23 protein-coding genes and 3 pseudogenes are annotated in these 25,409 nt (G+C 73.6%); 7 read left to right on the forward strand and 19 right to left on the reverse strand.

Features of this window, described 5'->3' with window-relative positions; all coding sequences use genetic code 11:
- Nucleotides 1-34: 34 nt before the first annotated feature.
- Nucleotides 35-439, reverse strand: a pseudogene (gene purN / locus ACPYOM_RS05665) (phosphoribosylglycinamide formyltransferase); the annotation flags it as partial.
- A gap of 205 nt (nucleotides 440-644) precedes the next feature.
- Between purN and ACPYOM_RS05670 the strand changes: the two are divergent.
- On the forward strand, nucleotides 645-1,049 hold the full coding sequence (locus ACPYOM_RS05670; protein WP_481345221.1) for a hypothetical protein: 405 nt from the start codon (nucleotides 645-647) through the stop codon (nucleotides 1,047-1,049).
- Here ACPYOM_RS05670 and ACPYOM_RS05675 read toward each other — a convergent pair.
- The 7 genes from ACPYOM_RS05675 to icmB form a co-directional block, all read right to left on the reverse strand.
- The gene (locus ACPYOM_RS05675) at nucleotides 1,036-2,412 is read right to left on the reverse strand and encodes a cell division protein PerM (RefSeq protein ID WP_481345222.1); all 1,377 of its coding nucleotides are present in this window, start codon (nucleotides 2,410-2,412) and stop codon (nucleotides 1,036-1,038) included. The genes ACPYOM_RS05670 and ACPYOM_RS05675 overlap by 14 nt on opposite strands.
- Before the next feature lie 212 nt (nucleotides 2,413-2,624).
- A complete protein-coding gene (gene sucD, locus ACPYOM_RS05680) occupies nucleotides 2,625-3,518 on the reverse strand; it encodes a succinate--CoA ligase subunit alpha (protein WP_481342802.1) in 894 nt (297 codons plus the stop codon).
- A gap of 32 nt (nucleotides 3,519-3,550) precedes the next feature.
- Complete coding sequence (sucC, locus tag ACPYOM_RS05685; protein WP_481342801.1) at nucleotides 3,551-4,726, reverse strand: ADP-forming succinate--CoA ligase subunit beta; 1,176 nt, start codon at nucleotides 4,724-4,726, stop codon at nucleotides 3,551-3,553.
- Between the two features lie 370 nt (nucleotides 4,727-5,096).
- Nucleotides 5,097-5,270, reverse strand: a complete 174-nt coding sequence (locus tag ACPYOM_RS05690) for a hypothetical protein (protein ID WP_481345223.1) — start codon at nucleotides 5,268-5,270, stop codon at nucleotides 5,097-5,099.
- Complete coding sequence (locus ACPYOM_RS05695; RefSeq protein WP_481345224.1) at nucleotides 5,267-5,665, reverse strand: hypothetical protein; 399 nt, start codon at nucleotides 5,663-5,665, stop codon at nucleotides 5,267-5,269. The genes ACPYOM_RS05690 and ACPYOM_RS05695 overlap by 4 nt, the downstream gene beginning before the upstream one ends.
- Nucleotides 5,666-5,707: 42 nt before the next feature.
- Nucleotides 5,708-6,031 carry a type IV toxin-antitoxin system AbiEi family antitoxin domain-containing protein gene (locus ACPYOM_RS05700; protein ID WP_481345225.1) on the reverse strand — a complete coding sequence of 108 codons (324 nt, stop codon included), beginning with the start codon at nucleotides 6,029-6,031 and terminating at the stop codon, nucleotides 5,708-5,710.
- Nucleotides 6,032-6,258: 227 nt separating this feature from the next.
- Entirely contained in the window at nucleotides 6,259-6,681 is a 423-nt protein-coding gene (icmB, locus tag ACPYOM_RS05705) for a coenzyme B12-dependent isobutyryl CoA mutase small subunit (protein ID WP_481342799.1), read from the reverse strand.
- An 80-nt stretch (nucleotides 6,682-6,761) separates the two neighbouring features.
- Between icmB and ACPYOM_RS05710 the strand changes: the two genes are divergently transcribed.
- The gene (locus ACPYOM_RS05710) at nucleotides 6,762-7,772 is read left to right on the forward strand and encodes a lipase family alpha/beta hydrolase (RefSeq protein WP_481345226.1); all 1,011 of its coding nucleotides are present in this window, start codon (nucleotides 6,762-6,764) and stop codon (nucleotides 7,770-7,772) included.
- A gap of 127 nt (nucleotides 7,773-7,899) precedes the next feature.
- The gene (locus tag ACPYOM_RS05715; RefSeq protein WP_481345228.1) at nucleotides 7,900-8,739 is read left to right on the forward strand and encodes a M23 family metallopeptidase; all 840 of its coding nucleotides are present in this window, start codon (nucleotides 7,900-7,902) and stop codon (nucleotides 8,737-8,739) included.
- A 218-nt stretch (nucleotides 8,740-8,957) separates the two neighbouring features.
- Here ACPYOM_RS05715 and pcrA read toward each other — a convergent pair whose 3' ends face one another.
- A complete protein-coding gene (gene pcrA, locus ACPYOM_RS05720; RefSeq protein WP_481345230.1) occupies nucleotides 8,958-11,468 on the reverse strand; it encodes a DNA helicase PcrA in 2,511 nt (836 codons plus the stop codon).
- A gap of 105 nt (nucleotides 11,469-11,573) precedes the next feature.
- Here pcrA and ACPYOM_RS05725 point away from each other — a divergent pair, with 105 nt between their 5' ends.
- The 3 genes from ACPYOM_RS05725 to ACPYOM_RS05735 are packed head-to-tail and all read left to right on the forward strand — an operon-like array spanning nucleotide 11,574 to nucleotide 14,672.
- Entirely contained in the window at nucleotides 11,574-12,080 is a 507-nt protein-coding gene (locus ACPYOM_RS05725; protein WP_481345231.1) for an N-acetyltransferase family protein, read from the forward strand.
- 10 nt (nucleotides 12,081-12,090) lie between these two features.
- The gene (locus ACPYOM_RS05730; RefSeq protein WP_481343906.1) at nucleotides 12,091-13,083 is read left to right on the forward strand and encodes a quinone oxidoreductase family protein; all 993 of its coding nucleotides are present in this window, start codon (nucleotides 12,091-12,093) and stop codon (nucleotides 13,081-13,083) included.
- Nucleotides 13,080-14,672 (forward strand): amidohydrolase, encoded by a 1,593-nt coding sequence (locus ACPYOM_RS05735; RefSeq protein ID WP_481345232.1) that lies wholly within the window; start codon nucleotides 13,080-13,082, stop codon nucleotides 14,670-14,672. The genes ACPYOM_RS05730 and ACPYOM_RS05735 overlap by 4 nt, the downstream gene beginning before the upstream one ends.
- A gap of 62 nt (nucleotides 14,673-14,734) precedes the next feature.
- Here the strand turns inward: ACPYOM_RS05735 and ACPYOM_RS05740 are convergent, their stop codons facing one another.
- From ACPYOM_RS05740 to ACPYOM_RS05760, 5 genes are all read right to left on the reverse strand, one after another.
- Nucleotides 14,735-15,640, reverse strand: a complete 906-nt coding sequence (locus tag ACPYOM_RS05740; RefSeq protein WP_481345234.1) for a DUF559 domain-containing protein — start codon at nucleotides 15,638-15,640, stop codon at nucleotides 14,735-14,737.
- 178 nt (nucleotides 15,641-15,818) lie between these two features.
- Nucleotides 15,819-16,028, reverse strand: a complete 210-nt coding sequence (locus ACPYOM_RS05745; protein WP_481345235.1) for a hypothetical protein — start codon at nucleotides 16,026-16,028, stop codon at nucleotides 15,819-15,821.
- 23 nt (nucleotides 16,029-16,051) lie between these two features.
- Nucleotides 16,052-16,414 carry a hypothetical protein gene (locus ACPYOM_RS05750; protein ID WP_481345236.1) on the reverse strand — a complete coding sequence of 121 codons (363 nt, stop codon included), beginning with the start codon at nucleotides 16,412-16,414 and terminating at the stop codon, nucleotides 16,052-16,054.
- 1 nt (nucleotide 16,415) lies between these two features.
- The gene (locus ACPYOM_RS05755; protein WP_481342265.1) at nucleotides 16,416-17,132 is read right to left on the reverse strand and encodes an NUDIX domain-containing protein; all 717 of its coding nucleotides are present in this window, start codon (nucleotides 17,130-17,132) and stop codon (nucleotides 16,416-16,418) included.
- A complete protein-coding gene (locus ACPYOM_RS05760) occupies nucleotides 17,129-18,316 on the reverse strand; it encodes a glycosyltransferase family 4 protein (RefSeq protein WP_481345237.1) in 1,188 nt (395 codons plus the stop codon). Before ACPYOM_RS05760 ends, ACPYOM_RS05755 begins: the two co-directional genes overlap by 4 nt.
- Before the next feature lie 34 nt (nucleotides 18,317-18,350).
- Between ACPYOM_RS05760 and ACPYOM_RS05765 the strand changes: the two are divergent.
- Nucleotides 18,351-19,127 (forward strand): annotated as a pseudogene (locus ACPYOM_RS05765) (PIG-L deacetylase family protein); the annotation flags it as partial.
- A gap of 833 nt (nucleotides 19,128-19,960) precedes the next feature.
- Here the strand turns inward: ACPYOM_RS05765 and ACPYOM_RS05770 are convergent.
- The 5 genes and pseudogenes from ACPYOM_RS05770 to ACPYOM_RS05790 form a co-directional block, all read right to left on the reverse strand.
- Nucleotides 19,961-21,760, reverse strand: a pseudogene (locus ACPYOM_RS05770) (asparagine synthetase B family protein); the annotation flags it as partial.
- 10 nt (nucleotides 21,761-21,770) lie between these two features.
- Entirely contained in the window at nucleotides 21,771-22,430 is a 660-nt protein-coding gene (locus tag ACPYOM_RS05775; protein ID WP_481345238.1) for a phosphatase PAP2 family protein, read from the reverse strand.
- Entirely contained in the window at nucleotides 22,427-24,010 is a 1,584-nt protein-coding gene (gene guaA / locus ACPYOM_RS05780) for a glutamine-hydrolyzing GMP synthase (protein ID WP_481345239.1), read from the reverse strand. The genes ACPYOM_RS05775 and guaA overlap by 4 nt, the downstream gene beginning before the upstream one ends.
- Nucleotides 24,011-24,055: 45 nt before the next feature.
- A complete protein-coding gene (locus ACPYOM_RS05785) occupies nucleotides 24,056-24,430 on the reverse strand; it encodes a DUF3817 domain-containing protein (protein ID WP_481345240.1) in 375 nt (124 codons plus the stop codon).
- Nucleotides 24,427-25,326 carry an SURF1 family protein gene (locus ACPYOM_RS05790; protein WP_481345241.1) on the reverse strand — a complete coding sequence of 300 codons (900 nt, stop codon included), beginning with the start codon at nucleotides 25,324-25,326 and terminating at the stop codon, nucleotides 24,427-24,429. Before ACPYOM_RS05790 ends, ACPYOM_RS05785 begins: the two co-directional genes overlap by 4 nt.
- Nucleotides 25,327-25,409 lie beyond the last annotated feature (83 nt).

Genomic DNA, 25,409 nt, shown 5'->3' on the forward strand with positions numbered 1-25,409 from the left:
TCCGTCGTCGGCAGCGTCAGATGTGTATAAGAGACAGGACGTGGCACGTCGTGCCCGTCACCTTGACCCCGTAGGCCAGCGCGTCGCGGACGCCGTGGCCGCCGGGGAAGCTCGGCAGCAACGCCGGGTGCGTGTTGACGACGGTGACCGCGGCGAGGACCTCGGGCCCCAGGATCCGCATGAACCCGGCGCTGACGGCGAACGCCGGGGACGCCTCGGCGATCCGGGCGGCGAGCGCGGCGTCCCAGGCCGCCCGGTCCGGGTGGTCACCCGGACGGACGAGAGCCGTCGGGACACCTGCCCGCTCGGCCCGTTCGAGCCCGGCGCACGGCCGGTCAGCGAGGACCAGGGCCACCCGGACGCCGAGGGCCGGGTCGCGCGAGGCGTCGAGGAGCGCCTGAAGCAGCGTCCCGGAACCCGAGACGAGGACGACGACGTCGACCGGCCCGGTCGCGCGACCCTGTGGTGCGGGCGACCCGTCCGCGACGGGCTGGCTGGCGGAGGCCTCGGTCGTCACGGCCCGGAGTCTAGCGACGGCACACCGTCCGCTCCCGACGCCCGGCGCCGGCAGCCCGACCGGCGGAGCGCGACGACCGACCGGGCCCGTGCTGCTCCAGCCCCGGGCATGCGTGAGGATGGGACGTATGAGCCAGTCGCCCCGGGACCCGCAGCGCGAGGCCGAGATCGCCTACGCCCGCGAGAAGGCGCGCTACTCGCTGCCCGTCCCGCTCTTCGCGCTCGTCGGGATCGCCGGGATGTACCTGCCGCTGCCGCAGCGGTTCGTCGCACTGCTGCCGCTCGTCATCGCGATGGTCCTGGCCGTGCGGCTGCTGCGCTTCCTGACGCCGCGGCCGGGTCGCGAGAAGGTCTGGGCCGCCGTCTCGCTCGCCGTGTTGACCCTGCCGGTCATCTCGCTGCTGCTGCAGGCCCTGATGTACGGACCGGTGAGCCGCTACGAGGAGTGCGTCGCCGGCGCCCAGACGTCGGTGGCGCGCGGACAGTGCGAGCAGCTCCGGGACGTGAGCCCGCTCGGGTTCATCTCCGGCTGACCCGCCCGGTGCCGGCCGGGTCGGTGTCCGTGTGAGTGCTCGTGCCGGTGTCCGCGTTCGTGGCGGTTCCGCCGCCGGCATCGGGACCCGCTGCCTCCGACTGACCTGCCTCCGACCGACCGGACGCGTCGGACGCGTCGGACGCGTCGGAGGCACCCGGGGCGCCCGAGGCATCCGAGCGCCGCTCGCGCACGAGCAGCCCGGCGAGCCACAGCAGCGCCCCGGCGAGGACCTCCGCAGCGAGGAAGCCGGCGAACGGCGCGAGCGGGACCCCCACGCGAGAGAGCCGGTCCACGCCCACCGAGCCGTTGGCGAGCGCCGTCAGGGCCACGACGACGGCGACCGGAAGCAGGGACGCCACGACGGTCGCCGACAGCCGGGCGCGGACGTTGCCGAAGAACTCGAGCTCCCGGTCGACGCGTCGGGCCTGGACCGCACCGACGGCCACGGGCACGAGGAGGACGAGGTACGTCGCCGCCGGGTAGTCGGCCGCGCGGGGCAGGGCGCCCAGGACCGGGACGAGCGGCAGGAGCCCCGGCTGCGCGGCGCCGGGCGTGACGCTCGAGCCGAGCGCGAGCTGGAAGCCCGGCCCGGCGAGGAAGCCCAGGGCCCACGTCGCCGCGTTGCCGAGCAGCGCGACCTGCGCCAGGCCCAGGACGACCGCGGCTCCCGCGTTGGCGCCGTACTCGGCCTGGACCGCCATCACCTCGCTCCAGGCCACGACGAGCCGCAGCACGACGAGCGCCGCGCCGACGGCGAGCAGCGTGCCGACACCGCGCCACCCGGAGCGCCACACCATCGGCAGCCACGTCGGGCCGCGTCGGAACCAGGCCTTGACGAACGCCGGTGCAGCCTCGTCGTCGGGACGCAGGAGCACGAACCCGAGGGCCGCGAGCGGCACGAGCAGCGAGCCGAGGACCGCCGCCGCGCCCGGAGTCGCGGGACCGCCGAGGGTGAACAGAGCGAAGACCGCCGAGCCGGCGCCGTAGCCGACGACGAACCCGGGTAGGACACCCCAGCGTGCGACCTGGCTCCAGGCGTCGGTCCCGACGCGCAGCCGCTGGGTGCCGGCGAGGCGCCGCGCGAACCGGAAGGCGACGTGGACGAAGACGAGCAGGAGCAGCAGCGGCGTCACCGACAGGGTCACGCCCCCGGTCGTGCCGACCGACTGGCCGTGGCCGAGGAACCAGACGGCGCTGCCCACCGACACCGCCGAGAACCACCCGACGGAGCTCTCCGGCGCCGCGACCCAGCCGACGAGGGCCGGCAGGCCGACGACCGACCAGGTGCCCACGGCGGCGAGCAGGCCGGCGCGCAGGGCCGCCGGGACGGCGGACGACGGGGTGGCGGTCGAGGCGGGCACGGAACTCACTCCTGACGGGCCGGCGTGCGGTCGCGTCCATCGTCGACGCTCGTCCCCGCCCGGGCGAGCCCCCACGCCGGACACTGCTGAACTCGGCCCAGCACGGATGAGCTCGCACGGGCCGCACCCGGGCCCCGCTCGGGCCGGACGCCGACGGGCGGCCACCCTGTGGGTGACCGCCCGCACGACGTTGCCGGTTGCCGACGCGGCCGTCAGCCGGCGAGCTCCTGCATGATCTCGCGCATCAGCTGCGCGGTCTCGCTCGGCGTCTTGCCGACCTTGACGCCGGCGGCCTCGAGGGCCTCCTTCTTGGCCTGCGCGGTTCCGGACGAGCCGGAGACGATGGCGCCGGCGTGGCCCATCGTCTTGCCTTCGGGTGCGGTGAAGCCGGCGACGTAGCCGACGACGGGCTTGGTCACGTGCTCCTTGATGTAGGCGGCCGCGCGCTCCTCGGCGTCGCCACCGATCTCGCCGATCATGACGATCGCGTCGGTGTCGGGGTCGTTCTGGAAGGCCTCGAGGCAGTCGATGTGCGTCGTGCCGATGATCGGGTCGCCACCGATGCCGACGGCCGAGCTGAAGCCGAAGTCACGCAGCTCGTACATCATCTGGTACGTCAGCGTGCCCGACTTGCTGACCAGGCCGATGCGGCCGCCGCCCGAGATGTCGGCGGGGATGATGCCGGCGTTGCTGATGCCCGGCGTGATGAGGCCCGGGCAGTTCGGGCCGACGATGCGCGTCGTGCCCTTGGCCTTGGCGTAGTTGTAGAACTCGGCGGTGTCCTTGACGGCGACGCCCTCGGTGATGACGACGACGAGGGGCACCTCCGCGTCGACGGCCTCGACGGCGGCGGCCTTGGTGAAGGCGGCCGGGACGAAGATGACGCTGACGTTGGCGCCGGTCTGGGCGACGGCGTCGGCGACCGAGCCGAAGACGGGGACGCTGACGCCGCCCTCGAAGTCGACGGTGGTGCCGGCCTTGCGCGGGTTGACGCCGCCGACGATGTTCGTGCCGGACTTGAGCATGCGCTGCGTGTGCTTCATGCCCTCGGAGCCGGTCATGCCCTGGACGATGACCTTCGAGTCAGCGTTGAGGAAGATGGCCATGGTTCGCGTTCTCTCTTCTGTCGACTCGGGTCTTACTTGGCGGCGAGCTCGGCGGCGCGGCGCGCGGCGCCGTCCATCGTCGGCTCGATCGTCACCAGCGGGTGGTTGCGCTCCTGGAGGATGCGACGGCCCTCCTCGACGTTGTTGCCGTCGAGGCGCACGACGAGCGGGCGGTTCTCCTCGTCGCCGAGCGCGTCGAGCGCGCCGACGATGCCGTTGGCGACGGCGTCGCAGGCGGTGATGCCGCCGAAGACGTTGACGAACACGCTCTTGACCTGCGGGTCGGACAGGATGATGTGCAGGCCGTTGGCCATGACCTCGGCGCTGGCACCGCCGCCGATGTCGAGGAAGTTCGCCGGCTTCTGGCCGCCGAACTCCTCGCCGGCGTAGGCGACGACGTCGAGGGTGCTCATGACGAGGCCCGCACCGTTGCCGATGATGCCGACGGAGCCGTCGAGCTTGACGTAGTTGAGGTCCTTCTCCTTGGCCGCGGCCTCGAGCGGGTCGGTGGCCGACTTGTCCTCGAGCGCCGCGTGGTCCGGGTGGCGGAAGTCGGCGTTGGTGTCGAGGGACACCTTGCCGTCGAGGGCGATGATGGCGCCGTCCTCGGTCTTGACGAGCGGGTTGACCTCGACGAGCGTCGCGTCCTCGTCGCGGTAGACCTCCCACAGCTTCTGGACGACGCCGGCGATCGTGGCCTTGTCGGCCTCGTCGAAGCCGGCCGCGTCGACGATCTCCTGCGCCTTGGCCGCGTCGATGCCGACATTGGGGTCGACCTCGATGCGGGCCAGCGCCTCCGGGCGCTCGACGGCCAGCTGCTCGATCTCCATGCCGCCCTCCTTGGAGCACATGGCGAGGTAGCTGCGGTTGGCGCGGTCGAGCAGGATCGAGAAGTAGTACTCCTCGGCGATGCGGGCCCCGGCGGCCACCATGACCTTGTGGACGGTGTGGCCCTTGATGTCCATGCCGAGGATCTGCTCCGCGTGCGCCCGGGCCTCGTCCGCGCTCTTGGCGACCTTGACGCCGCCGGCCTTGCCGCGGCCACCGGTCTTGACCTGCGCCTTGACGACGGTGACGCCGCCCGACGCCTCGCCGATCCGCTCGGCGGCCGCGCGCGCCTCCTCCGGCGTCGTCGCGGTTGCGCCTGCGAGCACGGGTACTCCGTGCGCTTCGAACATGTCGCGGGCTTGGTACTCGAAGAGATCCACGGGTGGGGTCCGTCCTCGTCGTCGATGGGGTGCTCGACTGCGCCGAGGAGGCGTCTGCCGGGCCACCCACGCATGCACGCGGTCGGTCCTCGCGCCAGGGCGCAACCGAAAGAAGGCTGACCCCCGGACTCTAGTGCCCCTGACCAGTGCCGACGTCATCGGGTGCGGCCGACCGGACATAGATCACATCGCTCGGTGCCAGACCCGGTCGCCGGGCGGGCCGCACCCCGACCCCACTCCTGCCCACCACCCCTCGCCCACTTCGCACGTTTCGCGCGCTTCTGTCTGGAGCGCGCGAAACGTGGTTGGCGCGCGGGAAACATCACGCGCGTCGACAGGAGGTCGCGCGCTCCGACCGTCCGTGGTGGCCTCAGGCCACCTGCGTCGCGAGGCGGAGTGCTGCCTCGATGCGCTGACGCACCACGTCGGCCGACCGAAGGTCCTGCCAGACCAGACGCACGACGACCCAACCGGCTCTGCGCAGCGCGTCCTCTCGGCGCTTCTCGTCGAAGAGCGTCGTGACGTCGCCCTCGCGATACTTCACCGGCCGTCGAACTCCACCAGGACCCGCGTGCCCACGATGCGGAGGTCGGCCCGGTAGACCCTGCCCTCCGTCGCGACCGCCAACTGGGGCTCCGTGACGTAGCCGAGCCTCCGTAGGACGTGGGCGGTGACGGTCTCGGCCGGTGACTCGTGCCGCCCGTCCGCGAACGGCAGTACGGCGCGGACCACCCCCACGCCGTGACGTTCACGGAAGTCGCACAAAGCACTGCCGAGACCCGCCGCGGTGACGAGCCCGCGTGAGAGCGCCGCGTCTGCGGCCACCAAGGCGGTCAGCGGCGACCCCACGATCCCCGCTCCCACGATCGCGTGCTCGATCGGCACGAGGTCCGGTCCGTCACCGTGCCGCACCGCCCGTGCCGCCTCGACGCCTGGCATCGACCGATGCAGCCTGAGGTCGGTGCGCCGCCCCGACTGGCCCTAGGTGACTTGGCGCCCAGTGCTTTCCAGCCGCGTGAGGTGGACGACGTCGAGCCCCACCCCATGGACGGGAAGGCCGGCGAGTAGGACCGCAGTGTGGTGGCTCGGAAGCGCCCGGCCGGCGTACTGGGTGGCGAGGGCGAAGGCAGTCAGCCGATGCCGTTCGACGTCGTCGCGGGGCCGGCCGAGCGAGTACCACCCGTGGGTGAGTCGGGTGCAGGCCCCCTGGGCGAGGAGCCGGGTCAGCTGTTGGCCGTCGATGCCGGCCCCGAGGGCGTCGGCCGCCTTGAAGACGCCGCGATGGGCGATGTCGAGCAGGTCCATGCCCTCACGGTGCCGTGCTGCCTGCACCAGAGCCGCGGCATCGTGTGAGCCTGTGGACGACGCCGAGGGCCGTCACCCGGGTGTGGATCGACACGAGCGCGCGATCCGGGGTTCGGCGCGCCAGATTTTGCGCGCTGAAACCAGGTTTCGCGCGCTTCGTTCAGCAGCGCGCGAACCATCGGGCGAAGGGGGAGGCGGGGTCCCGGCGGGAGGCGGAGGCGGGCGCGTCAGGCGGGGTGGACGTTGGCGTGCACCCAGTCGACGATCTCGTGCGTCGTCGCGCCGGGCGTGAACACCTTGGCGACGCCGAGCCGCTCGAGCTCGGGGATGTCGTCGTCCGGGATGATCCCGCCGCCGAAGACGACGATGTCGCTCGCGTCGCGCTCGCGCAGCAGCTCGACGACCCGGGCGAAGAGCGTCAGGTGGGCACCGGAGAGCACCGACAGGCCGACGACGTCGGCGTCCTCCTGGATGGCCGCCTCGACGATCTGCTCGGGCGTCTGGTGCAGCCCGGTGTAGATGACCTCCATGCCGGCGTCGCGCAGGGCCCGGGCGACCACCTTGGCGCCGCGGTCGTGCCCGTCGAGGCCCGGCTTGGCCACGACCACTCGGATGACGTCGGAGGTCACGGCGCCGGGGGTCTCGCTCATGGGCCGCACTCTAACCAGACCCGCCGAGGCCGCAGCACGAAAGTGAGCCATCGCCCATTACCCGGGGTAACGTCACCGTCGTGGGCGCCTCTGCACGCGTGACGACGACGTCGCGGCTCGAGTCCGCCCCGGCCCGACGGACAGGTGGCGCCTCGAGCGCCCTCTCCGCGGCCGGGGACGTCGCCGCTGCCCTCCTGACGCCGACCGGTCTGGCCGGGGCGGCGCTCGAGGCCACCTGGATCGGCCTGCACCTGGCGCTGTGGCCGCTCGGGCACCTCGGCCCCCGGGCGTCGGACCGTCGCGACGGCTACCGCGTCGGGCACCTGCCACCGAGCCAGCGGGGACTCATCGTGAGCGACGTCGAGGCGGCCGGCACCCCGATCCTGCTCGTGCACGGCATGGTCGACAACCGCTCGATCTTCACCGTCCTGCGCCGGGGGCTCGCGCGCCGCGGCTTCGGACGGATCGATGCCATCAACTACTCCATGTTCACCGGTGACGTCCGCGCCGCCGCCGCCGACCTCGGCGCCGAGGTCGAGCGGATCGTCGAGGAGACCGGGTACGAGCGCATCCACGTCATCGGCCACTCGATGGGCGGGCTCATCGCCCGCTACTACGTGACGCGTCTGGGCGGGGACGCGCACGTGCACACCCTCGTCACGCTCGGGACCCCGCACCGAGGCAGCTACCTGGCCTACGTGTGGGACAACGGCCTGACCCGTCAGCTGCGCCCCGGCAGCCGGCTCCTCGCCGAGCTGGCGCGCCCGGTCCCGGAGTGCCAGACCCGGTTCATCGCCTACTGGTCCGACCTCGACCAGGTGGTCGTGCCCCAGCGCAACGCGGCCCTGCACCACCCCGACCTCAACGTGCACAACATCGCCCTGCACGGCGTCGGCCACATGAGCATCCCGATCACGAGCAGCGTCGTGCACGGCATCTCCACGGCGCTGGCGCACCTCGACGCGACGGGCGCGACGCTGACGCCCGGCGTCAGCCCGCTGCGCACCCGGCGGGTGCCGGCCGCCGACGACGCGTTCGGGGCGCCGAACCCGCGCGGTGCGAAACCGCCACGGGCGCCGCGGATGCCCTAGGGTCGGGCCAGTCGCGTACCCTCCACCGCGACGTCGGGCTGCTCCGCGCTTCAGACCGTTTTGTACATCACGAAATGGTCACGTTACGCTGAGCGCCCGCAACCGGATCCCGATAGGTCAGCTCTTCGTGCCCACCACCAGCAGTTACGTCGGCCGGCACCGGCCACCCTCGACGTCGTCCCGGGGTCGACAGCTCGTCGTGCCCGTCGCGATCCTGTCCTCGACCGTCGCCGGGGGCCTGGTCATCCGGCAGGCCGGCGCCCAGGAGCTGAGCCCAGAGGCCGCCGCGATGAAGAACGTGTCGAACTCCGTGGCCGGACTCGGTCTCGCCGCCGACCCGGACGCCGTGGCCGCGGCCGCCGCGGGACGCGCGGGCGCCCGCTCCTCGCGCGACATGGCACGCGACGCGAGCGCCCTCATCGCCAGCGCGACGACCTCCGCCGAACAGGCCGCGGCCGACGCCCAGGACGCCGCCGACCAGGCCGCCGCCGCGGCGCGCGCCCGAACGCAGGCCAGGGCCGCCGCAGCACGCAAGGCGGCGGAGGCCGCCAAGGCCCGGGCCGTCGCCCGCGCCCACCGCTGGGTGGTCCCCGTCGCGGGCTACACGCTGACCTCCGGCTTCGGCTGGCGCTGGGGCAAGATGCACCCGGCCCAGGACCTCGCGGTCCCCACCGGCACCCCGGTCCACGCCCTCTCGAGCGGCACCGTCGTCTTCTCGGGCTGGTCCACTGAGGGCTACGGCTACATGGTCAAGATCCGCTACTGGGACGGCACCGTGTCCTGGATGGCCCACAACAGCCGCCTCGTCGTCGCCGTCGGCGACGAGGTCGAGCCGGGCCAGCTCGTCTCCTACAGCGGCTCCACGGGCAACTCCACCGGCCCCCACGTGCACCTGGAGATCCACCCGGGCGACGGGGCGGCCGTGGCCCCGCGCACCTGGCTCGCTGACCACGGCGTCTACCTCTGACACCCCGGGGTCCTCTGCAGACCCCGAGGAACCCCGAAGAACCCCGAGCAACCCCGAGCAACCCCGGCAGAGCTCGGGAGACGCCGAGCCACACCTGAGCCGCTGATCCAGCCCACCGCGCCCGGGCCGGGCACCACGGCGACGCGCGACGAGGCCCACCCGGGCGGGGCAGGCCTCGTCGCGGATCCGGCGGGTTCGCCCCTCGAGCCCGGCGTTCCTCAGAGCTTGACGAGCGGCGCGTAGCGCAGCAGCAGACGCTTGGTGCCGGTGTCGGTGCCGAAGTCGACGTGGGCCATGGACTTGTCGCCCTCGCCCTCGACCCGCACGACGGTGCCGAGGCCGAACGCGTCGTGGCTGACCCGGTCGCCGGCGTTGAGCGAGATGACCGGTCGCTTGCCGGGGCTGCGGACTCCGGGCCGGGCCGCGAGCGTCGCGACCGCGGGGCGGTCCGCACCACGGGCGCCGCTGAACGAGGGCCCGAGCCGCTGCCAGTCGAGCAGGTCACCGGGGATCTCGTCGAGGAAGCGCGACGGCGGGTTGTACTGGGGCGCCCCCCACGCCGACCGCACGGCGGCCCGCGTCAGGTAGAGCCGCTCGCGCGCCCGGGTGATGCCGACGTAGGCGAGCCGGCGCTCCTCCTCGAGCTCCTTCGGGTCGCCGAGGGCGCGCAGGTGCGGGAAGGTGCCGTCCTCCATCCCGGTGAGGAAGACCACGGGGAACTCCAGGCCCTTGGCCGTGTGCAGCGTCATGAGGGTGACGACGCCCTGGGCCTGCGCCTCCGGCTCGTCGGGGATCTCGTCGGCGTCGGCGACGAGCGAGACCTGCTCGAGGAACTCCTCCAGCGCACCCGCGGGCGCGACGTCCTCGGGCTCGGCGTCGGGCTGCCCCGGCGTCGACGCAGGTGCCCCCGTGGCGTCCGCCTCGGCCGAGTCGCGGGCCCGGCGCTCGTCGTACTCCTGGGCGACGGCGACGAGCTCGGCGAGGTTCTCGACGCGGGTCTCGTCCTGGGGGTCGTGGCTCGCGCGCAGCTCGGCCAGGTACCCGCTCTGGTCGAGGACCGCCTCGAGGAGCGTGGCGATGCCGCCGCCGCTCTCGTAGACGAGGCGCAGCTGCTCGAGCATCTCGGTGAAGCCCTTGATCGCCGCGACCGAACGGGTGGCGATGCCCGGAGCGTCCTCGGCGCGACCGAGGGCCGCGACGAACGGGACGCGCTCGCGCTCGGCGAGGGCCGCGACGCACGCCTCCGCGCGGTCGCCGATGCCGCGCTTGGGCACGTTGAGGATGCGGCGCAGGTTGACCGTGTCGGTCGGGTTGGACACGACGCGCAGGTAGGCGAGGGCGTCCTTGATCTCGCGCCGCTCGTAGAACCGGGTTCCGCCGACGACCTTGTACGGCAGGCCGGTTCGCACGAGGACCTCCTCGATGGCCCGGCTCTGCGCGTTGGTCCGGTAGAACACGGCGACGTCGCCCGGGCGAACCCCCGCGTCGGCGAGGTCGTCGATCTGCTTGGCGACGAAGGCCGCCTCGTCGTGCTCGTTGTCGGCGACGTAGCCGACGATCATCGCGCCGTCGCCGGAGTCGGTCCACAGGTTCTTCGCCCGCCGACCCTCGTTGCGGGCGATGACGGCGTTGGCGGCGCGCAGGATGCGCTGCGTCGAGCGGTAGTTCTGCTCGAGGAGGATGGTGCGCGCGTCCGGGTAGTCCTTCTCGAACTCGAGGATGTTGCGGATCGTCGCGCCCCGGAAGGCGTAGATCGACTGGTCGGAGTCGCCGACGACGCACAGCTCGGCCGGGGGCACGCTCCACGAGCCCTCGGGTCCCTTGACCTCGCCGACGAGCTCGCGGATCAGCTGGTACTGCGCCTGGTTGGTGTCCTGGTACTCGTCGACGAGCACGTGCCGGAACCGGCGGCGGTAGTACTCGGCGACGTCGGGGAAGGCCTGCAGGATGTTGACGGTCATCATGATGATGTCGTCGAAGTCGAGCGCGTTGGCCTGCCGGAGCCGACGCTGGTACTGGGTGTAGGCCTGCGACACCGTGCGGTCGTAGTGGTTGCCCTCGGCCACCTGCGCCGCGTACGACTCCTCGTCGACGAGCTCGTTCTTGAGGTTGCTCACCTGGGCCGAGAAGCTGCGCGGCTGGTAGCGCTTCGGGTCGAGGTCGAGGTCGCGGATCACCAGCCCCATGAGGCGCTGGCTGTCGGCGGCGTCGTAGATCGAGAACGTCGATCGCATGCCGACCTTCGCAGCCTCGCGGCGCAGGATGCGGACGCACGCGGAGTGGAAGGTCATGACCCACATGGCGCGCGCCCGCGGACCGACGATGGCCTCGACGCGCTCACGCATCTCGGCCGCGGCCTTGTTCGTGAAGGTGATGGCGAGGACCTGACCCGGCTGGACGGCGCGCTCGCCGAGCAGCCACGCGATGCGGTGGGTCAGCACCCGCGTCTTGCCCGAACCGGCACCGGCGACGATGAGCAGCGGCGCACCCTCGTGGACGACGGCCTCACGCTGCTGCGGGTTGAGGCCGTGCAGCAGCGCCTCGGTGTCGACGTGAGCGGGCGCGCCACCGGGGGTGGCGATGCCGGCCCGGGCGGCGGCCTCGGCCCAGGTCGGCACGCCGCGCTCGGTGACCTCGGTGACCTCGCCGGCGCGCCCGGTCCGCGCTGCGGCACCGGCCCCGCCGCGCTCGAATCCGGGCATGGGGAGGTCGTCGAAGAGCGTGCTCATGATGGGGCCAAGCCTACGTCTCCGCGCCCACAGCGTCCGTCGGGCCGGTCCGGCGGCGCGGGCGGCGCTGTCCGGGCGCACGCGCGATGGCGCAGGATGGGCCGCGTGACCGACTTCGCGACGCGCCCCGCCACCCCCGCCGACGTGCCCGACCTCATCCGGCTCGTCCGGGCCCTCGCCGCCTACGAGAAGGAGCCCGATGCCGCGGTGGCGACGACCGAGCAGTTCACCCGGGCGCTCTTCCCCGCCGACGCCGCGCCCGTGGCCTTCGCGCACGTGGCCGAGCAGGACGGCCGGGTCGTCGGCATGGCGCTGTGGTTCACGACGTTCTCGACGTGGACCGGCCAGCCGGGCATCTGGCTGGAGGACCTGTTCGTCGACCCCGCCACGCGCGGCGGCGGCATCGGCACCGCGCTGCTGTCCGGCCTGGCGGCCACGTGCGTCGAGCGGGGCTGGACGCGTCTGGAGTGGGCCGTCCTGGACTGGAACGAACCCTCGATCGCCTTCTACCGCTCCCACGGCGCGCGGCCTCTCGAGGACTGGACGACCTTCCGCGTCGACGGGGACGCGCTCGGACGCCTCGCCTCCGCCGGGGCCGCTGCCCGGTCGTAGGGTGACGGACATGACCACTGCCACGAGCGTCTTCGTCACCGAACCGGGCGACCGCAGCGTCCTCGAGCTGCGCGAGCACGACGTGCCGCAGCCGGGCGCCGGCGAGGTGCAGGTCGAGGTCGCCGCCGCGGGCGTCAACTTCATCGACGTCTACAAGCGGCAGGGCGTCTACCCGGTACCGACGCCGTTCGTCCTCGGGGACGAGGGCGCGGGCACCGTCGTCGCGCTGGGCCCGGGCGTCGACGCCGTCGCCGTAGGCGACCGCGTCGCCTGGTGCCAGTCGGCCGGCAGCGAGTCGACGCTCGTCAACAAGCCCGCCTCCGCGCTCGTGCGGGTCCCCGAGGGCGTCGACCTCGAGGTGGCCGCCGCGGCGATGCTCCAGGGCATCACCGCGCACTACCTCGTCACGAGCACGTACGCCGTCTCCGAGGGCGACGTCGCGCTCGTGCACGCGGCCGCCGGCGGCGTCGGGCAGCTGCTCGTCCAGCTGGTCGTCGCCCGCGGCGGCACGGTCGTCGCCACGGCCGGCACCGACGAGAAGCTCCGGATCGCGCGCGACCTCGGCGCCCAGCACGTCATCAACTATTCCCGGTTCTCTGCGCCCGAGGACCTCGCCGCCGCCGTGCGCGAGGCCGCAGGCCGCGGCGTCGACGTCGTGTACGACGGCGTCGGAAAGGCCACCTTCGACGCGTCGCTCGCGTCCCTGCGCCCCCGCGGGATGATGGTCCTCTTCGGCGGCGCGAGCGGCCAGGTGCCGCCGTTCGACATCCAGCGGCTCAACGCCGGCGGGTCGCTGTTCCTCACCCGCCCGATGCTCGGGCACTACGTGGCCACGCGCGAGGAGTACGAGTGGCGGGCCGGCGAGGTGCTCGGCGCCATCGCCGACGGGTCGCTGCGGCTCGAGGTCGGCGGGCGCTACCCGTTCGCGGAGGTCGCCGACGCCTACGAGGCCCTCGAGGGGCGGCGGACCACGGGCAAGCTCGTCCTGGTGCCCGGCCGGTGAGCCGCGTCCTCCTCCGGCACGACCGCATCTGGACCGGTGTCGCGCCCGCGGGGACGACCCCGTGGACCGACGCCCTCCTCGTCGAGGACGGGCGCGTCGTCGCCGCCGGCGCAGACGCCCGCGAGGCGGGGGCGGGCGCCTCGTGCGAGGTCGTCGACCTGCCCGGCGTCGTCGTCATGCCCGGACTGCACGACGCCCACGTGCACACCGAGTGGCTCTCGCGGGACATGGCGTCGGTCGACCTTCGCGACGCCACGTCGCTCGCCGAGGCGCTCTCGCGGGTCGCGGCCCAAGCGGCCACGCTGCCGCCCGGCGCCGCCCTGCACAGCGGCCGCTGGAACCACAACGTCTGGGACGTCCCCGTCCAGCCGGACCGGCACGCGCTCGACCGCGTCACCGGCGACCGCCTCGCCGCCCTCGCCAGCGTCGACGGCCACACCCTCTGGGCCAACACCGCGACGCTCCGGGCCGCCGGGATCACCCGAGACACCCCCGACCCCGTCGGTGGCGAGATCGACCGCGACGCCGACGGCGAACCCACCGGCATCCTGCGCGAGAAGGCGCAGGAGCTGCTCCTCGCGCTCGACCACGACGAGGGGCCGCTGCGCCCCTGGCTCGAACGGTGCCAGCAGCGGCTGCTGTCGGTCGGGCTGACGAGCATCACCGACATCGACGGCGAGCCCGCCCGCGACGCCTACGCCGCCATGCGCGCGGACGGTGCGCTGCGGATCCGCGTCACCAAGTGCACGCGTGACGGCGACCTCGAGGCCGCCGTCGAGCAGGGCCGCCGCTCGGGCCAGGGCGACGACGTGTTCCGCGTCGGTCCGGTGAAGTTCTTCAGCGACGGCGCGCTCGGCTCGCACACCGCGCACATGACCGAGCCGTTCCTCGGCCACGAGGGCTGTGGCATGGCCGCCATGCCGTACGACGTGCTCCTCGAGCGGACGCTGCTCGCGGTGCGCTCGGGTCTCGACGTCGCGACCCACGCCATCGGCGACGAGGCGAACCGGCTCGTCCTCGACTGCTTCGAGGCGGTCCGTGCCTCCGGCGTCGCGGGCGCCCGGGCCCTGCTGCGGGTCGAGCACGCCCAGCACGTCCGGCCCGTCGACGTGCCTCGTTTCCGGACCCTCGGCGTCGTGGCCTCGATGCAGCCGAGCCACTGCACGGCCGACCTCGAGCTCGCGGACGCCATCATCGGACCGCGCCGGCTCGCGTCGTACGCCTGGCGCACCTTCCTCGACGCCGGGGTGGCCGTCGCCTTCGGGTCGGACGCGCCCGTCGAGGACCCGAACCCGTTCTGGGGCCTGCACGCCGCCGTCACCCGCCAGCGGGCCGACGGGCGTCCGCGGGGCGGATGGCGGCCGGAGGAGCGCGTGACCCTCGACGAGGCGGTGCACGCCTTCACCGTCGCGGCGCACGCTGCCGTCGGGCGCACCGACGTCGGGCAGCTTGCGCCCGGGCAGCTCGCGGACCTCGTCTGCCTCGACCGCGACCCGTGGGAGCTCGAGCACTCCGACCCCGCCGCGATCCGCGACACCCGGGTGCTGCAGACCCGCATCGGCGGCGCACTCGTCCACGACGCCTCCTGAGCCCCTTGCCTCCCACGGCACCCCGCTCGCACCTCGCCGACGTTCAGGATGACGACCACCATTCACCCAGTGCGACGCGGCGGTGCAGGACCTGGGGCGAGACCGGGGATGGTGGTCGTCATCCTCGACGCCGGCGCTCGAGCCATGGTGGCGCGCACCCAGTCCTGCCGGGCCATCGCCTGGTGGTGCGAGAACCGCAGAACCAGCCATCCGTCGAGGGTCAGCTCGTCGTAGCGCTCGCAGTCGATGTCGATCTGGCGCCGGTTGGTGTGGAACTCGTGGCTGTCCCCCTCGACGACGATGCGCAGGGAGGCGTCGCTGAGGTCCGGGTGGATGACCCGCCCGGCACTGACCACGGGGGCCTGTGGGACGAGGCGCAGACCGGGCACGTCGAGCGAGATCGCCCGGAGCACCGACTCGAACGGGTTGGCCGCACGGCCGTCGGCCTCCCGCGCCACGCGAAGAGCGGCCGCGCGACCCGAACGAGGAACGGCCTGGGCTGCCGCGACGAGCTGGTCACGGCCGACGCGCCCGCTGCGCAGAGCCGAGTCGGCCACCGCCAGGGCCTCGTCGAAGGGCAACGTCCTGGCGCAGTCGACGACGGTGCGCAGCGGCGTCGTCACCTCCCCGCGGTGCACGTCCTCGGGCTCCAGCGTGCGCCAGTGCACCTGGCACACGTGCTGGTCCTCGGGGCGGACGCGTCGACCCCGTGGCACTGCGACCTCCGGCCGCGTCGGCTGGGTCTTGAGCGGGAGACGCCACATCGCCGCGGCGCTCCGACCGACTGCCACCCCGTTGACCCGGCGCACGGCACGGCGGGCCGCGTCCGCCGTCGGGAGCGCGTAGTGGCCGGGAGCGTCGCGCACGAGGAGTCCGCTGCCGACGGCGGCCGCGATCTGTCGGCCCGTGAACTGCGGCGTCAGCTCCGCTCGCCGGGCCAGACCACCACGCGCAGTCACGAACCTCACGACGGGAACGGGGCCTGGGCTCGGCATGGCGCTGACTCTGGCCCACTCCGTCAGGCGCTCGAGCGCGTCATCCACAGCCGCCGGTGCGTGTAGGAAGACGACCACAACGGCGGTCGTGGACGACGCACGAGCACAACACCGGGCTTCACCGCCCGATGGTGGTCGTCATCCTGGACGGTCAGCGGGGGACGACGGACAGCAGGAGCGTCGCGAACCAGGTCAGGGCTCCGACGACGAGGAGGAAGATGCCGATGATGGCGACGTTGCCGGCGCCCTCGGCGTCGGACGCCCGCTGCCGCCGCCGCCCGACGACGACGAGCACGGTGCCGACGGCGAGCCACACGAGCCCGATGAGGACGCCCGCGAGGACGCCTGTGTCCCAGTGCATCTCGCGGCCTCAGGATCGGCCGGTCACCAGAGCGCCGCGACGCCGACGTTGACGACTGCGGCGCCACCGGCGACGTCGAGCAGCGTGCCGGCGTCCTCGCCGCGCTTGGAGCGGGCGTGGCCGATCTCGGCGGTGGCCGCGACGACGAGGGCGACGACGAGCTTGACGGCGATCTTCGCGTTGTTGATGTGGTGCTCCTCGTCCTTGAGGGCCTCGGCGATGCCGACGAGCAGCACGCCGGTGACGATCTGGGCCCGCGCCCCCCACACGATCGGCGCGATGACCGTTCGCCCGGAGCGGACGGCGATCCAGCCGCCGACGATGGCAGCCATGCCGAGGAGGTGGAGCACGACGAGGAGGTCGTAGACGAGGTCCATGCCGGTCATCCTACGGAGCGTCGTAGTCGCGCCGCGCGAGGGCCTGCAACGCCTCCAGCCGGCGCGTCGACCGCGTGAGCGGCAGGCTGCCGAGCTCGTGCGGGGCGAACCACCGCGCGTCGGCGGTCGTGCCACCGACGTCGTGGACGACGGGGTCGCCCGGCGATGCGCACGTGGCCGCGTAGACGATGCGGACCGCGTGGAAGTCCTCGACGACGCCCGACGGCGCCCGGCCCACCCAGTGGGAGGACTGCACGGCGACGAGCTCGCCGAGCCGGACCCGCTGGCCGGTCTCCTCCCACACCTCGCGGTGGACGCCCTCGACCGGCGACTCCCCCGGGTCGAGCCCGCCGCCGGGCAGGCCCCACTCCCCCTCGACGTTGGTCAGCCCGGTGAACTGCGTGAGCAGGACGCCGCGGGTGCTGGTGACGAGGGCATAGGCGGCGACGCGCTGGTGCGGCTCGGCCGCGTCGGCGGGGTCGATGTCGAGGTCGCGGAAGACCGCCTCCGGGCTCGGCACCGTCCCGTCGAGCGGCCTGGTGCGGTAGGCGATCTCGAGTGCCCCGTCCGCACCGGTCGCCGACGTCGCCGGCGCCTCCACCGCCCACCCCGCGAGCGCGAGGACGTGCACGGGGTCGGCACCGTGCTCGAGCGGCAGCGCGGCCACCCGCTCCCCCGACGCCGCGAGCCCGACGACGCGGATGCCGCCCGGCACGTTCGTCCTCACCGGCGCACCAGCCCCAGGGCGCGCTCGTACTCGCCGACGGCGAGCCGGGCGACCCGCGGCCACTCCTGCGCCGGCGGCTCGGCGACGTTGCGGGCGCGCATGCGCGCCACCTCACGGCGGTCACGGGCCAGGTCGGCGATCGCGCGCGCCATGGCGTCGTCGCTGTCGACGACGCGTCCGTTGACCCCGTCCGCGACGAACTCGCCCACCCCCGAGCCCTGCCGGCCGATGACGGGCAGCCCCACCGTGCGCGCCTCCAGCGCCGCGATGCCGAACGACTCGAGACGCGCGGGCGACAGGTAGACGTCGGAGGCGGCATAGCGCTCGCGCAGCTCGTCGCGGCTGACGCGTCCGGGCAGGTGCACCCAGTCGAGGCCCCGTTCGCGCACGTGCCGCTCGACGCGTCGTCGCTCGGGCCCCTCGCCGAGGATCGTGAGGTCGAGCGAGGCCGGCCCGGCCAGTGCCGCTGCTCGCTCGACGAGCGCGACGAGCGCGGCCGGGCGCTTGCGAGCGGCCAGGCGCATGGCCGTGACGAGGCGCAGCGGGCCCGGCTCGGGGTCGTCGCGCCCGCCCGTCCGCTCGGTCGGCCCGCCCGTCGGCTCGGTCGGCCCGCCCGTCGGCTCGGCCGGCCGCGTCGCCCACCGGCCGACGTCGATGCCGTTGGGCAGGACACCCACCTCGACGGCGTCGCCGACCAGGCGGCGCAGCGGCTGGGCGGCGACGTCCGACACCGCCGACATGGCGACGCCGCGCGCCGCCCACCGCCGCACGAACCCGGCCACGCCGAACAGCGGCGCGACGCCCGCGAGCATGCAGTGCCACGTCATCGCCGTGGGCAGCCCGAGGCCGAGGGTGACGCGCGTGCAGTCCCAGGCGAAGGGTGAGACGACACCGGTCTGCACGTGCGCGACGTCGAAGCCGCCCTCGACGAGCCGGCGGCGCAGCACCCGGGGTGCCCAGGGGTTGACGGGCAGCTCCCCCGGCACCCGGGCCGCGAGGCGGTGGACGGGGACGCCGTCGAGGACCGTGACGGCCCCGTGCAGCTGGCCCTCGGGGCCTCGTGTGGCGGTGAACACCTCGACCTCGTGGCCGAGGAGGAGCAGCTGCTGCGCGAGGTCGTGGGTCTGCACCTCGATGCCGCCCAGGCGCGGCAGGTAACAGTCGGACAGCAGGGCCACCTTCACAGGCGACACTCTGTCATGGGCCAAGATGGGCCCGATGCCGCACACTTTGGTCGCCTTCCACGCCCACCCCGACGACGAGGCCCTGCTCACGTCGGGCACCATGGCGCGCGCAGCCGCCGAGGGCCACCGGGTGGTGGTCGTCGTGGCCACCGACGGCGCCCTCGGGCTTGCCGCAGGCGAGTACGCCGACGACGGGCACCTCGGTGAGCGCCGCATGGACGAGCTGCGGGCGAGCGCCCGGGCCCTCGGGGTGGCCCGCGTCGAGCACCTCGGCTACGCCGACAGCGGGCTCGGCCCCGTCGTCGAGCCCGACCCGCCCGGCGCGACCCGGTTCGTGCGCGCCGGCGTCGAGGAGGCCGCGGCACGCCTGGCGGCGGTCCTGCGCGAGGAGGACGCCGACGTCCTGGTCCACTACGAGCCGAACGGGGGCTACGGGCACCCGGACCACCGCAAGGTGCACGAGGTCGGAGTCCGGGCCGCCGAGCTCGCCGCGACCCCGAAGGTGCTCGAGGCGACCGTGCCGCGCGACACGATCTGCCGGGCCATCGACCTCGCCGCGAAGGTCTACAGGTTCCCGCCGGAGTTCGACCGTGCGAGCTTCGACCGCGCGTTCTCGGCCCGCAGCGAGATCACCCACCGCATCAGCGTCCGGCGGCACATCGCCGCCAAGCGTGCCTCGATGCGGGCGCACGCGTCGCAGGCCAGTGCCGACGGCGGCGCGGACCGGACGCTCGCCGCGTTCCTGCGCATCCCGCGACCGCTCTTCGACCTCGTGTTCGGGCGGGAGTGGTTCGTCGACCGCTCGCTCCCGCCGGGCAGCTCGAAGACGACGGCCATCGGCGTCTGCTCGGACCCCTGGCCCAGCGGGTTGTCGGCGAACATCAGCTCGTACCGCTCCTTGGACCCCGGGGCGTCCGTGCCGAGCACGTTGCGTCCGATGTCGTTGGCGTCCATGACGACGGTCCCGCCGAACGTCGAGCGCCATGGCTCGGGCACCCGCTCGCGGATCGCCGCCGAGATGCGCGCGGCAACCTCGTCGGGGTCCTTGGGCCCGAGCTTGGCCGAGACGTTGGCCGGGTAGACCGAGTACTCCGTCGGACCGTCGATGGCCCGGATGTCGCCTCCGACGAGCTCGTAGAACAGGCCCTTGCGCCCGACGAGCTTGCCGACGAAACCGCCCGCGGCCGCGAAGACGACGCGCGGCAGGCCGGCCTCCTCGATGGCCAGCTGCATCGTGAAGGGCGAGCCGAGACCGATGCCGGCCGGCGTGCGCGTCACGTACCGGGACAGCACCCGGGCCGGCCGGCCGACCTTGATGTCCCAGATGAAGAACGAGCGCCCCTGGGTGATCGCGACGATCTTCTCGGAGATGAAGTAGTACCAGCGGCCCGCCGTCGCGGCGGCGTGCTCCTGCCCCGCGGCCGGAAGGCCGTCGAAGAACCGCGTGACGTAGGACAGCGCCTTGTCGACGAGCGGGTCCTCACGGGTGAACAGGTCCGTGCGCAGCGGGTAGCGCCGCACTCGGGTGCCGTCGTCGGTCGTGAGGTCGAGCTGCTTGCGGGCGTTCGGCTCGTAGTCGGTCTTGGCCCGGGGCTCGCCCTCGGGCTCCGGCTCCCGCTCGTCGAAGAACTCCTGGAGCCACAGCTCGAGGTTGAGCAGCCGCCAGATCGTCGAGGAGTCGACGGTGTTCGTGCCCTTGATCCACCCCTCGAACGCCTCGAGGACGGCGGTCTGGTCGACGTAGGGGCGGTTCGCGAAGGACTCGGAGAGGAACTCGCCGTAGATGTGGTTCTTCAGGACCATGAACCACTCGCTCTGCGGCGTCACCGCCCCCACCCTGTCGCGGCGGTCGACGACGGAGTCGGGGACGAGGCCGCGCACCGACTCGCGCAGGACGCGCTTGCCGACGCCGTCGGCGACGAACGCCTCGTCGGGCAGCGAGAAGACGAACCGCGCGAGGTCACGGTCGACGAACGGCATCCGGACCGGCACCCCCGTCGCGCGGGCGTTGCGGTCGGCGACGCGCAGGCGGGCCGGCAGCGAGCCGCGCAGGAGGTCCTCGACCAGCCGCGCGCGCAGGTTCGACCGCTCCGGGGCGTACCGCTCCGCGGCGTGGGCAGCGACGAACGACCGCGCCAGGAGCGACTCGACGGGCACCTTGCGACGCCGGCGGAGCCGGTCGGTGACGAGCGGGCGCCCGCGGCGCAGCAGGACGTCCACGGAGTGCCCGAGCTCGGACGCCGCGCGCCGGGTGTCCTGCCCGCGCAGCTCGCGCAGGTGAACGAGGTGGTGGGCACCGAAGCCCGCGAGCAGCTCGTCGGTGCCGGTCCCGTCGAGGACGACGCCGTCGACGGCGGCCGCCTCGCGCAGGAGGCGGTACTGGGTGTACGCGCCGCTCGAGCCGATCGGCTCCTCCTGGGCCCGGACGAGCTCGCGCATGTCCTTCTTGAACTCGGCCGACGTCGGCTCGACGCGGTGCGGGTCGACGCGTCCCCCCACCGACGCGAGGACGGCCTCGACGTGCGGGGTCTCGTCGGCGGCGGTGCCCGGGTAGGCGGCGGTCCACGCGTCGATGCCGTCCGGCGCGAGACCGGTGCGGCGGTCGGTGCCGGCGAGCAGGGCGGTGAGCGCGGCCGAGCCGATGCCGCCGGACAGGGTCGCACCGACCCGTCCGTCGGAGCCGACGCGGCGGCGCACGGCGGTGGCGAGGTGCTCGCGCAGCTGGGTCGCGAGCTCGGGCGACCACGGACGAGGTGAGCGGGCGGCGTCCTCGAGCTCGGCCCGCAGCGTGGACCAGACGGTGCGCTCGGTCGTGGTGGCGTCCGCCCGCAGCGTCACGACCTCGCCGGGCAGGACGCGCTCGATGCCGGCGAAGAACGTGTCCGCACCGTCGTCGTGGACGCGGAAGCGCAGGTAGCGGTAGATGGTGCGGTCGTTGGGGCGCCGGTCGTAGCGGCCGCTGGCCAGGATGCCGCGGATGTCGCTCGAGACGAGCCAGCCGCCGTCGACGCGGCACACGTGCAGCGGACGCGTGCCGAAGGGGTCGCGCGCGGCCGACAGCGTGCTGGTCTCGGCGTCCCACACGACCAGGGCGAACTCGCCGCGCAGCCGGTCGAGCCCGGAGGGTCCCCACTCGACCCACGCGGCGACGGCGACCTCGGCGTCCGAGCCGGACGCGAGCTCGTGCCCGAGGGTGGTCAGCTCGGACCGGACGTCCGCGGTGTCGACCAGATCGCCGTCGAGCACGAGCGTGTGGCGGCCGGTCGGCGTCCGGGCCACCGACGCGTCGGCCGGTCCACCGCCCAGAGGCCGCACGGCGAGCACGACTCCCGGCGAGGTGAGGGCGGTCGGGTCCGTGCTCGTGGTGCCGTGACCGCAGTCGGCCATCCGCCGGACGAGGTCGCCGTCGCCGTCAGCCCCGAGATGACCGCTGATTCCACACATGGGCTCCACCCTAGTGTCGGCTGATCCGCTCGCCGAGGCGCCACGGCCAGCGCAGCAGCAGCCAGAGCAGGAGCGCGGCGAGCAGGACCGACCCGACGACGTCGCTGAGCCAGTGGAAGTGCAGCCAGAGCAGCCCGAGGACGACGAGGAGCGTCCAGCAGGTCGCCGCACCCCACGCCGCCCGACGCCGGTGCGGCCGCAGTCGCGACACGATCTCGGCCAGCACGCCCGCGCACACGAGGGCCGTCGCCGTGTGACCGGACGGGTAGGACCCGTCGTGCGCGACGACGGCGTCGAAGCCCGGTGCCGCGCGGTCGATGACGGCCTTGCCGACGAGCACGGTGGTCGTGAGCAGCACGATCGCGGGAGTCGCGACCACGAGGGGACCCGGGTCCCGACACCGCCACGAGAGCCACCCGGCGACGAGCAGGACGACGGCGACACCGAGAGCGGGGGTCGCGAGGTCGACGACGAGGTAGGCCAGCGCGTGCAGCAGCGTGGGGCCTCCGGTCTCCCCCGGGGTCAGGGCCAGGACGGCGTCGTCGAGGCGGTAGACCCGCCCCTCCCGCACGACACCGACCGTCAGCGCCACGAGCGCGACGAGGAGCAGCAGCGGCACCGTCCGCGCCCACGGGTTTCGCCGTGGGCGGTCACGGGCCGAGCCGCTCACTCCCACTCGATGGTGCCCGGCGGCTTGCTCGTGACGTCGAGGACGACCCGGTTGACCTCCTCGACCTCGTTGGTGATGCGCGTCGAGATCGTCGCGAGGACGTCGTAGGGCACGCGGGCCCAGTCGGCGGTCATGGCGTCCTCGGAGGCGACCGGGCGCAGCACGACCGGGTGACCGTACGTGCGGCCGTCGCCCTGGACGCCGACCGAGCGGACGTCGGCGAGCAGCACGACGGGGCACTGCCAGATGTCGCGGTCGAGACCGGCCTTCGTCAGCTCCTCGCGGGCGATGGCGTCGGCGCGGCGCAGCACGGCGAGACGCTCGGCGTCGACGGCACCGATGATCCGGATGCCGAGGCCGGGGCCCGGGAACGGCTGGCGCCACACGATGACCTCGGGCACGCCCAGCTCGAGCCCGACCTGGCGCACCTCGTCCTTGAAGAGCGTGCGCAGCGGCTCGATGAGCGAGAACTGCAGGTCGTCGGGCAGGCCCCCGACGTTGTGGTGGCTCTTGATGTTGGCCGCGCCCTCGCCGCCGCCGGACTCGACGACGTCGGGGTAGAGCGTGCCCTGGACGAGCCACTTGACGGGGTGCTCCTCGTCGCCGCGGTCGTGGACGACGTCGCGGGCCGCCTGCTCGAAGACCCGGATGAACTGCTCGCCGATGATCTTGCGCTTCGTCTCGGGGTCGGTGACCCCGGCGAGCGCGTCGAGGAAACGCTCACGGGCGTCGACGACGACGAGGTCGACGCCGGTGGCCTCGACGAAGTCCTTCTCGACCTGCTCGGCCTCGCCCTCACGCAGCAGGCCATGGTCGACGAAGACGCACGTCAGCTGGTCGCCGACGGCCTTCTGCACGAGCGCCGCCGCGACGGAGGAGTCGACGCCGCCGGACAGGGCGCACAGGACGCGGTCCTCGCCCACCTGCTCGCGGATCGACTCCACGAGGTCGTCGACGACGTTCGAGGCGGTCCACTCCGGCGCGATGCCCGCGCCCTTCCAGAGGAAGTTCTCGAGGACCCGCTGGCCCTGCTCGGAGTGCAGCACCTCGGGGTGCCACTGGACACCGTAGAGGCGTCGGGCGTCGTCCTCGATGGCCGCCACCGGCGTCCCCGCGGTGGACGCGGTGACGACCGAGCCCTGCGGCGCCTCGGTCACGGAGTCGCCGTGCGACATCCACACGACCTGGTCGGCGGGCTGGCCGTCGAAGAGCGTGGAGCCGGTGCCTGTGATCGTCGCGGCCGTCTTGCCGTACTCGCGCGAGCCGGTGCGGGCGACGACGCCGCCGAGCGCCTGGGCCATCGACTGGAACCCGTAGCACATGCCGAAGACCGGCACGCCGGCCTCGAGCAGCGCCGGGTCCAGACGCGGCGCGCCCTCCTCGTACACCGAGCTCGGGCCGCCGGACAGGATGATCGCGGCAGGCTTCCTCGCCAGCAGGTCAGCGACGGTCGTCGAGTGCGGCACGACCTCGCTGTAGACGTTCGCCTCGCGCACCCGGCGGGCGATCAGCTGGGCGTACTGGGCGCCGAAGTCGACGACGAGGACGGGATGGCTCTGCAGGTCGTGCGCGTCGGTCACCCGGACAGCCTAGTGGCTGGCGTTGGGCGGTCCGGACGCCGCCGGTCAGGCGCCCGTGCCCTCGCCGGCGACGTAGGCGCGGGCGAGGAGGGCCTCGGTCTCGGCGGTGTTGCGCCGCTCGGCGACCCACGGCACGACGGGCACGAAGCCGGCGAGGAGGTTCTTGACGATGCGGACCGGCCCCCAGCCGGCCTTGAGGCCGAGGTTGGCCACCGACGCCGCGTACCCCATGTAGATGACGCCGTGGATGGGGCTCCAGTACTGCGTCAGGACGTTGGTCTGGTGGAGCGCGTACTTCATGACCATCTCGAGCAGGAGCACGAAGAGCGCGATGCCCGCGACGATCGCGAGGACGCGGTAGGCGGACAGGGCCGAGCGGATCTGCCGGGGCTTGGCCAGGGTCTGGGGGTACGTGCTCACGTCGTGGCGCTCTCTCTCGGGCTTTCACTGGGACGGCGGGCTTCGGACGCGGACGCGGCGGACACGCCGTCCGGCGTCTGCCCGCCCTCCTCCGGCGTCGCTTCGCGCTGGGCCGGTGGTCCGGTCTCGTGCTCGGTGTCGTGCTCGGTGCCGTGCTCGGCCTCGTGCTCGGCGCGGAACATCTTCCACGCCATCCAGATGGCGAAGACGCCGAAGACCCACCACTGCACGGCATAGGCCGCGTTGCGGAGGTTGAGCGGTGCGTCGAGCGTCGGGGGCGGCACCCGGGTCAGGCCCGGGGCCGTCACGGTCGTGCCGGACGCGTCGGACGCGTCGGTGCCGACGTGCTCGGCCGAGGCGAAGACGACGGCGTTGTAGAGGTCGCCGGGCCACTCGTTGACGAGCGCGGCGAGGTCGATGGACCGGCGCTGCCGTCCCTGGAGCGGGTCGCCGGTGCGCGGCGACTCCCCGGGGCCCAGGGTGCCGAGGACGGTGACGGGTCCGGCGGGGGGCGCGGGAGCGGAGGCCGGGGTGCCCGGAACGAAGCCACGGAGCACCGCGACGGTCCCCGACCCCGTGTCGAGCGGGGTGACGACCCACGACCCGCTGCGAGCGCCGAGGCGACGGTCGACGACGAGGAACGACCGCGACGCGTCGTAGGTGCCCGTGACGCTCACGCGACGGTTCGACAGCTCGGGCGCGAAGGGCCGGTGCGGCGCCGTGACCTGCGAGAGCGGCGCGCGGCCCAGCTGCGCGGCGGCCGAGACGGCGTCCTCACGGCCGTGGTCACGCGCGACCCCGAGCTGCCACATGCCGAGCAGGACGCAGGCCGCGACGACGACGAGCAGCCCCGCGAGAAAGGCCACCCAGCGCGGCGTGAGCAGTCGGCGGAGCACGTCCCCAGCGTAGGTCACCCCCGAGCGGGTCGGTCGAGGCGGTCGAGGCGGTCGAGGCAACCCGGAGGCTCGTGGCGGTGGAC

It is taken from the genome of Monashia sp. HAY1-2A (assembly GCF_056755315.1).

Excerpts from the sequence above, each read along its gene's own strand:
- ACPYOM_RS05750 (WP_481345236.1), bottom strand. The coding sequence starts at position 16,414 with ATGACCGGCATGGACCTCGTCTACGACCTCCTCGTCGTGCTCCACCTC.
- ACPYOM_RS05670 (WP_481345221.1), top strand. The coding sequence starts at position 645 with ATGAGCCAGTCGCCCCGGGACCCGCAGCGCGAGGCCGAGATCGCCTAC.
- ACPYOM_RS05730 (WP_481343906.1), top strand. The coding sequence starts at position 12,091 with ATGACCACTGCCACGAGCGTCTTCGTCACCGAACCGGGCGACCGCAGC.
- ACPYOM_RS05695 (WP_481345224.1), bottom strand. The coding sequence starts at position 5,665 with ATGCCAGGCGTCGAGGCGGCACGGGCGGTGCGGCACGGTGACGGACCG.
- ACPYOM_RS05745 (WP_481345235.1), bottom strand. The coding sequence starts at position 16,028 with ATGCACTGGGACACAGGCGTCCTCGCGGGCGTCCTCATCGGGCTCGTG.
- pcrA (WP_481345230.1), bottom strand. The coding sequence starts at position 11,468 with ATGAGCACGCTCTTCGACGACCTCCCCATGCCCGGATTCGAGCGCGGC.
- icmB (WP_481342799.1), bottom strand. The coding sequence starts at position 6,681 with ATGAGCGAGACCCCCGGCGCCGTGACCTCCGACGTCATCCGAGTGGTC.
- ACPYOM_RS05700 (WP_481345225.1), bottom strand. The coding sequence starts at position 6,031 with ATGGACCTGCTCGACATCGCCCATCGCGGCGTCTTCAAGGCGGCCGAC.
- sucD (WP_481342802.1), bottom strand. The coding sequence starts at position 3,518 with ATGGCCATCTTCCTCAACGCTGACTCGAAGGTCATCGTCCAGGGCATG.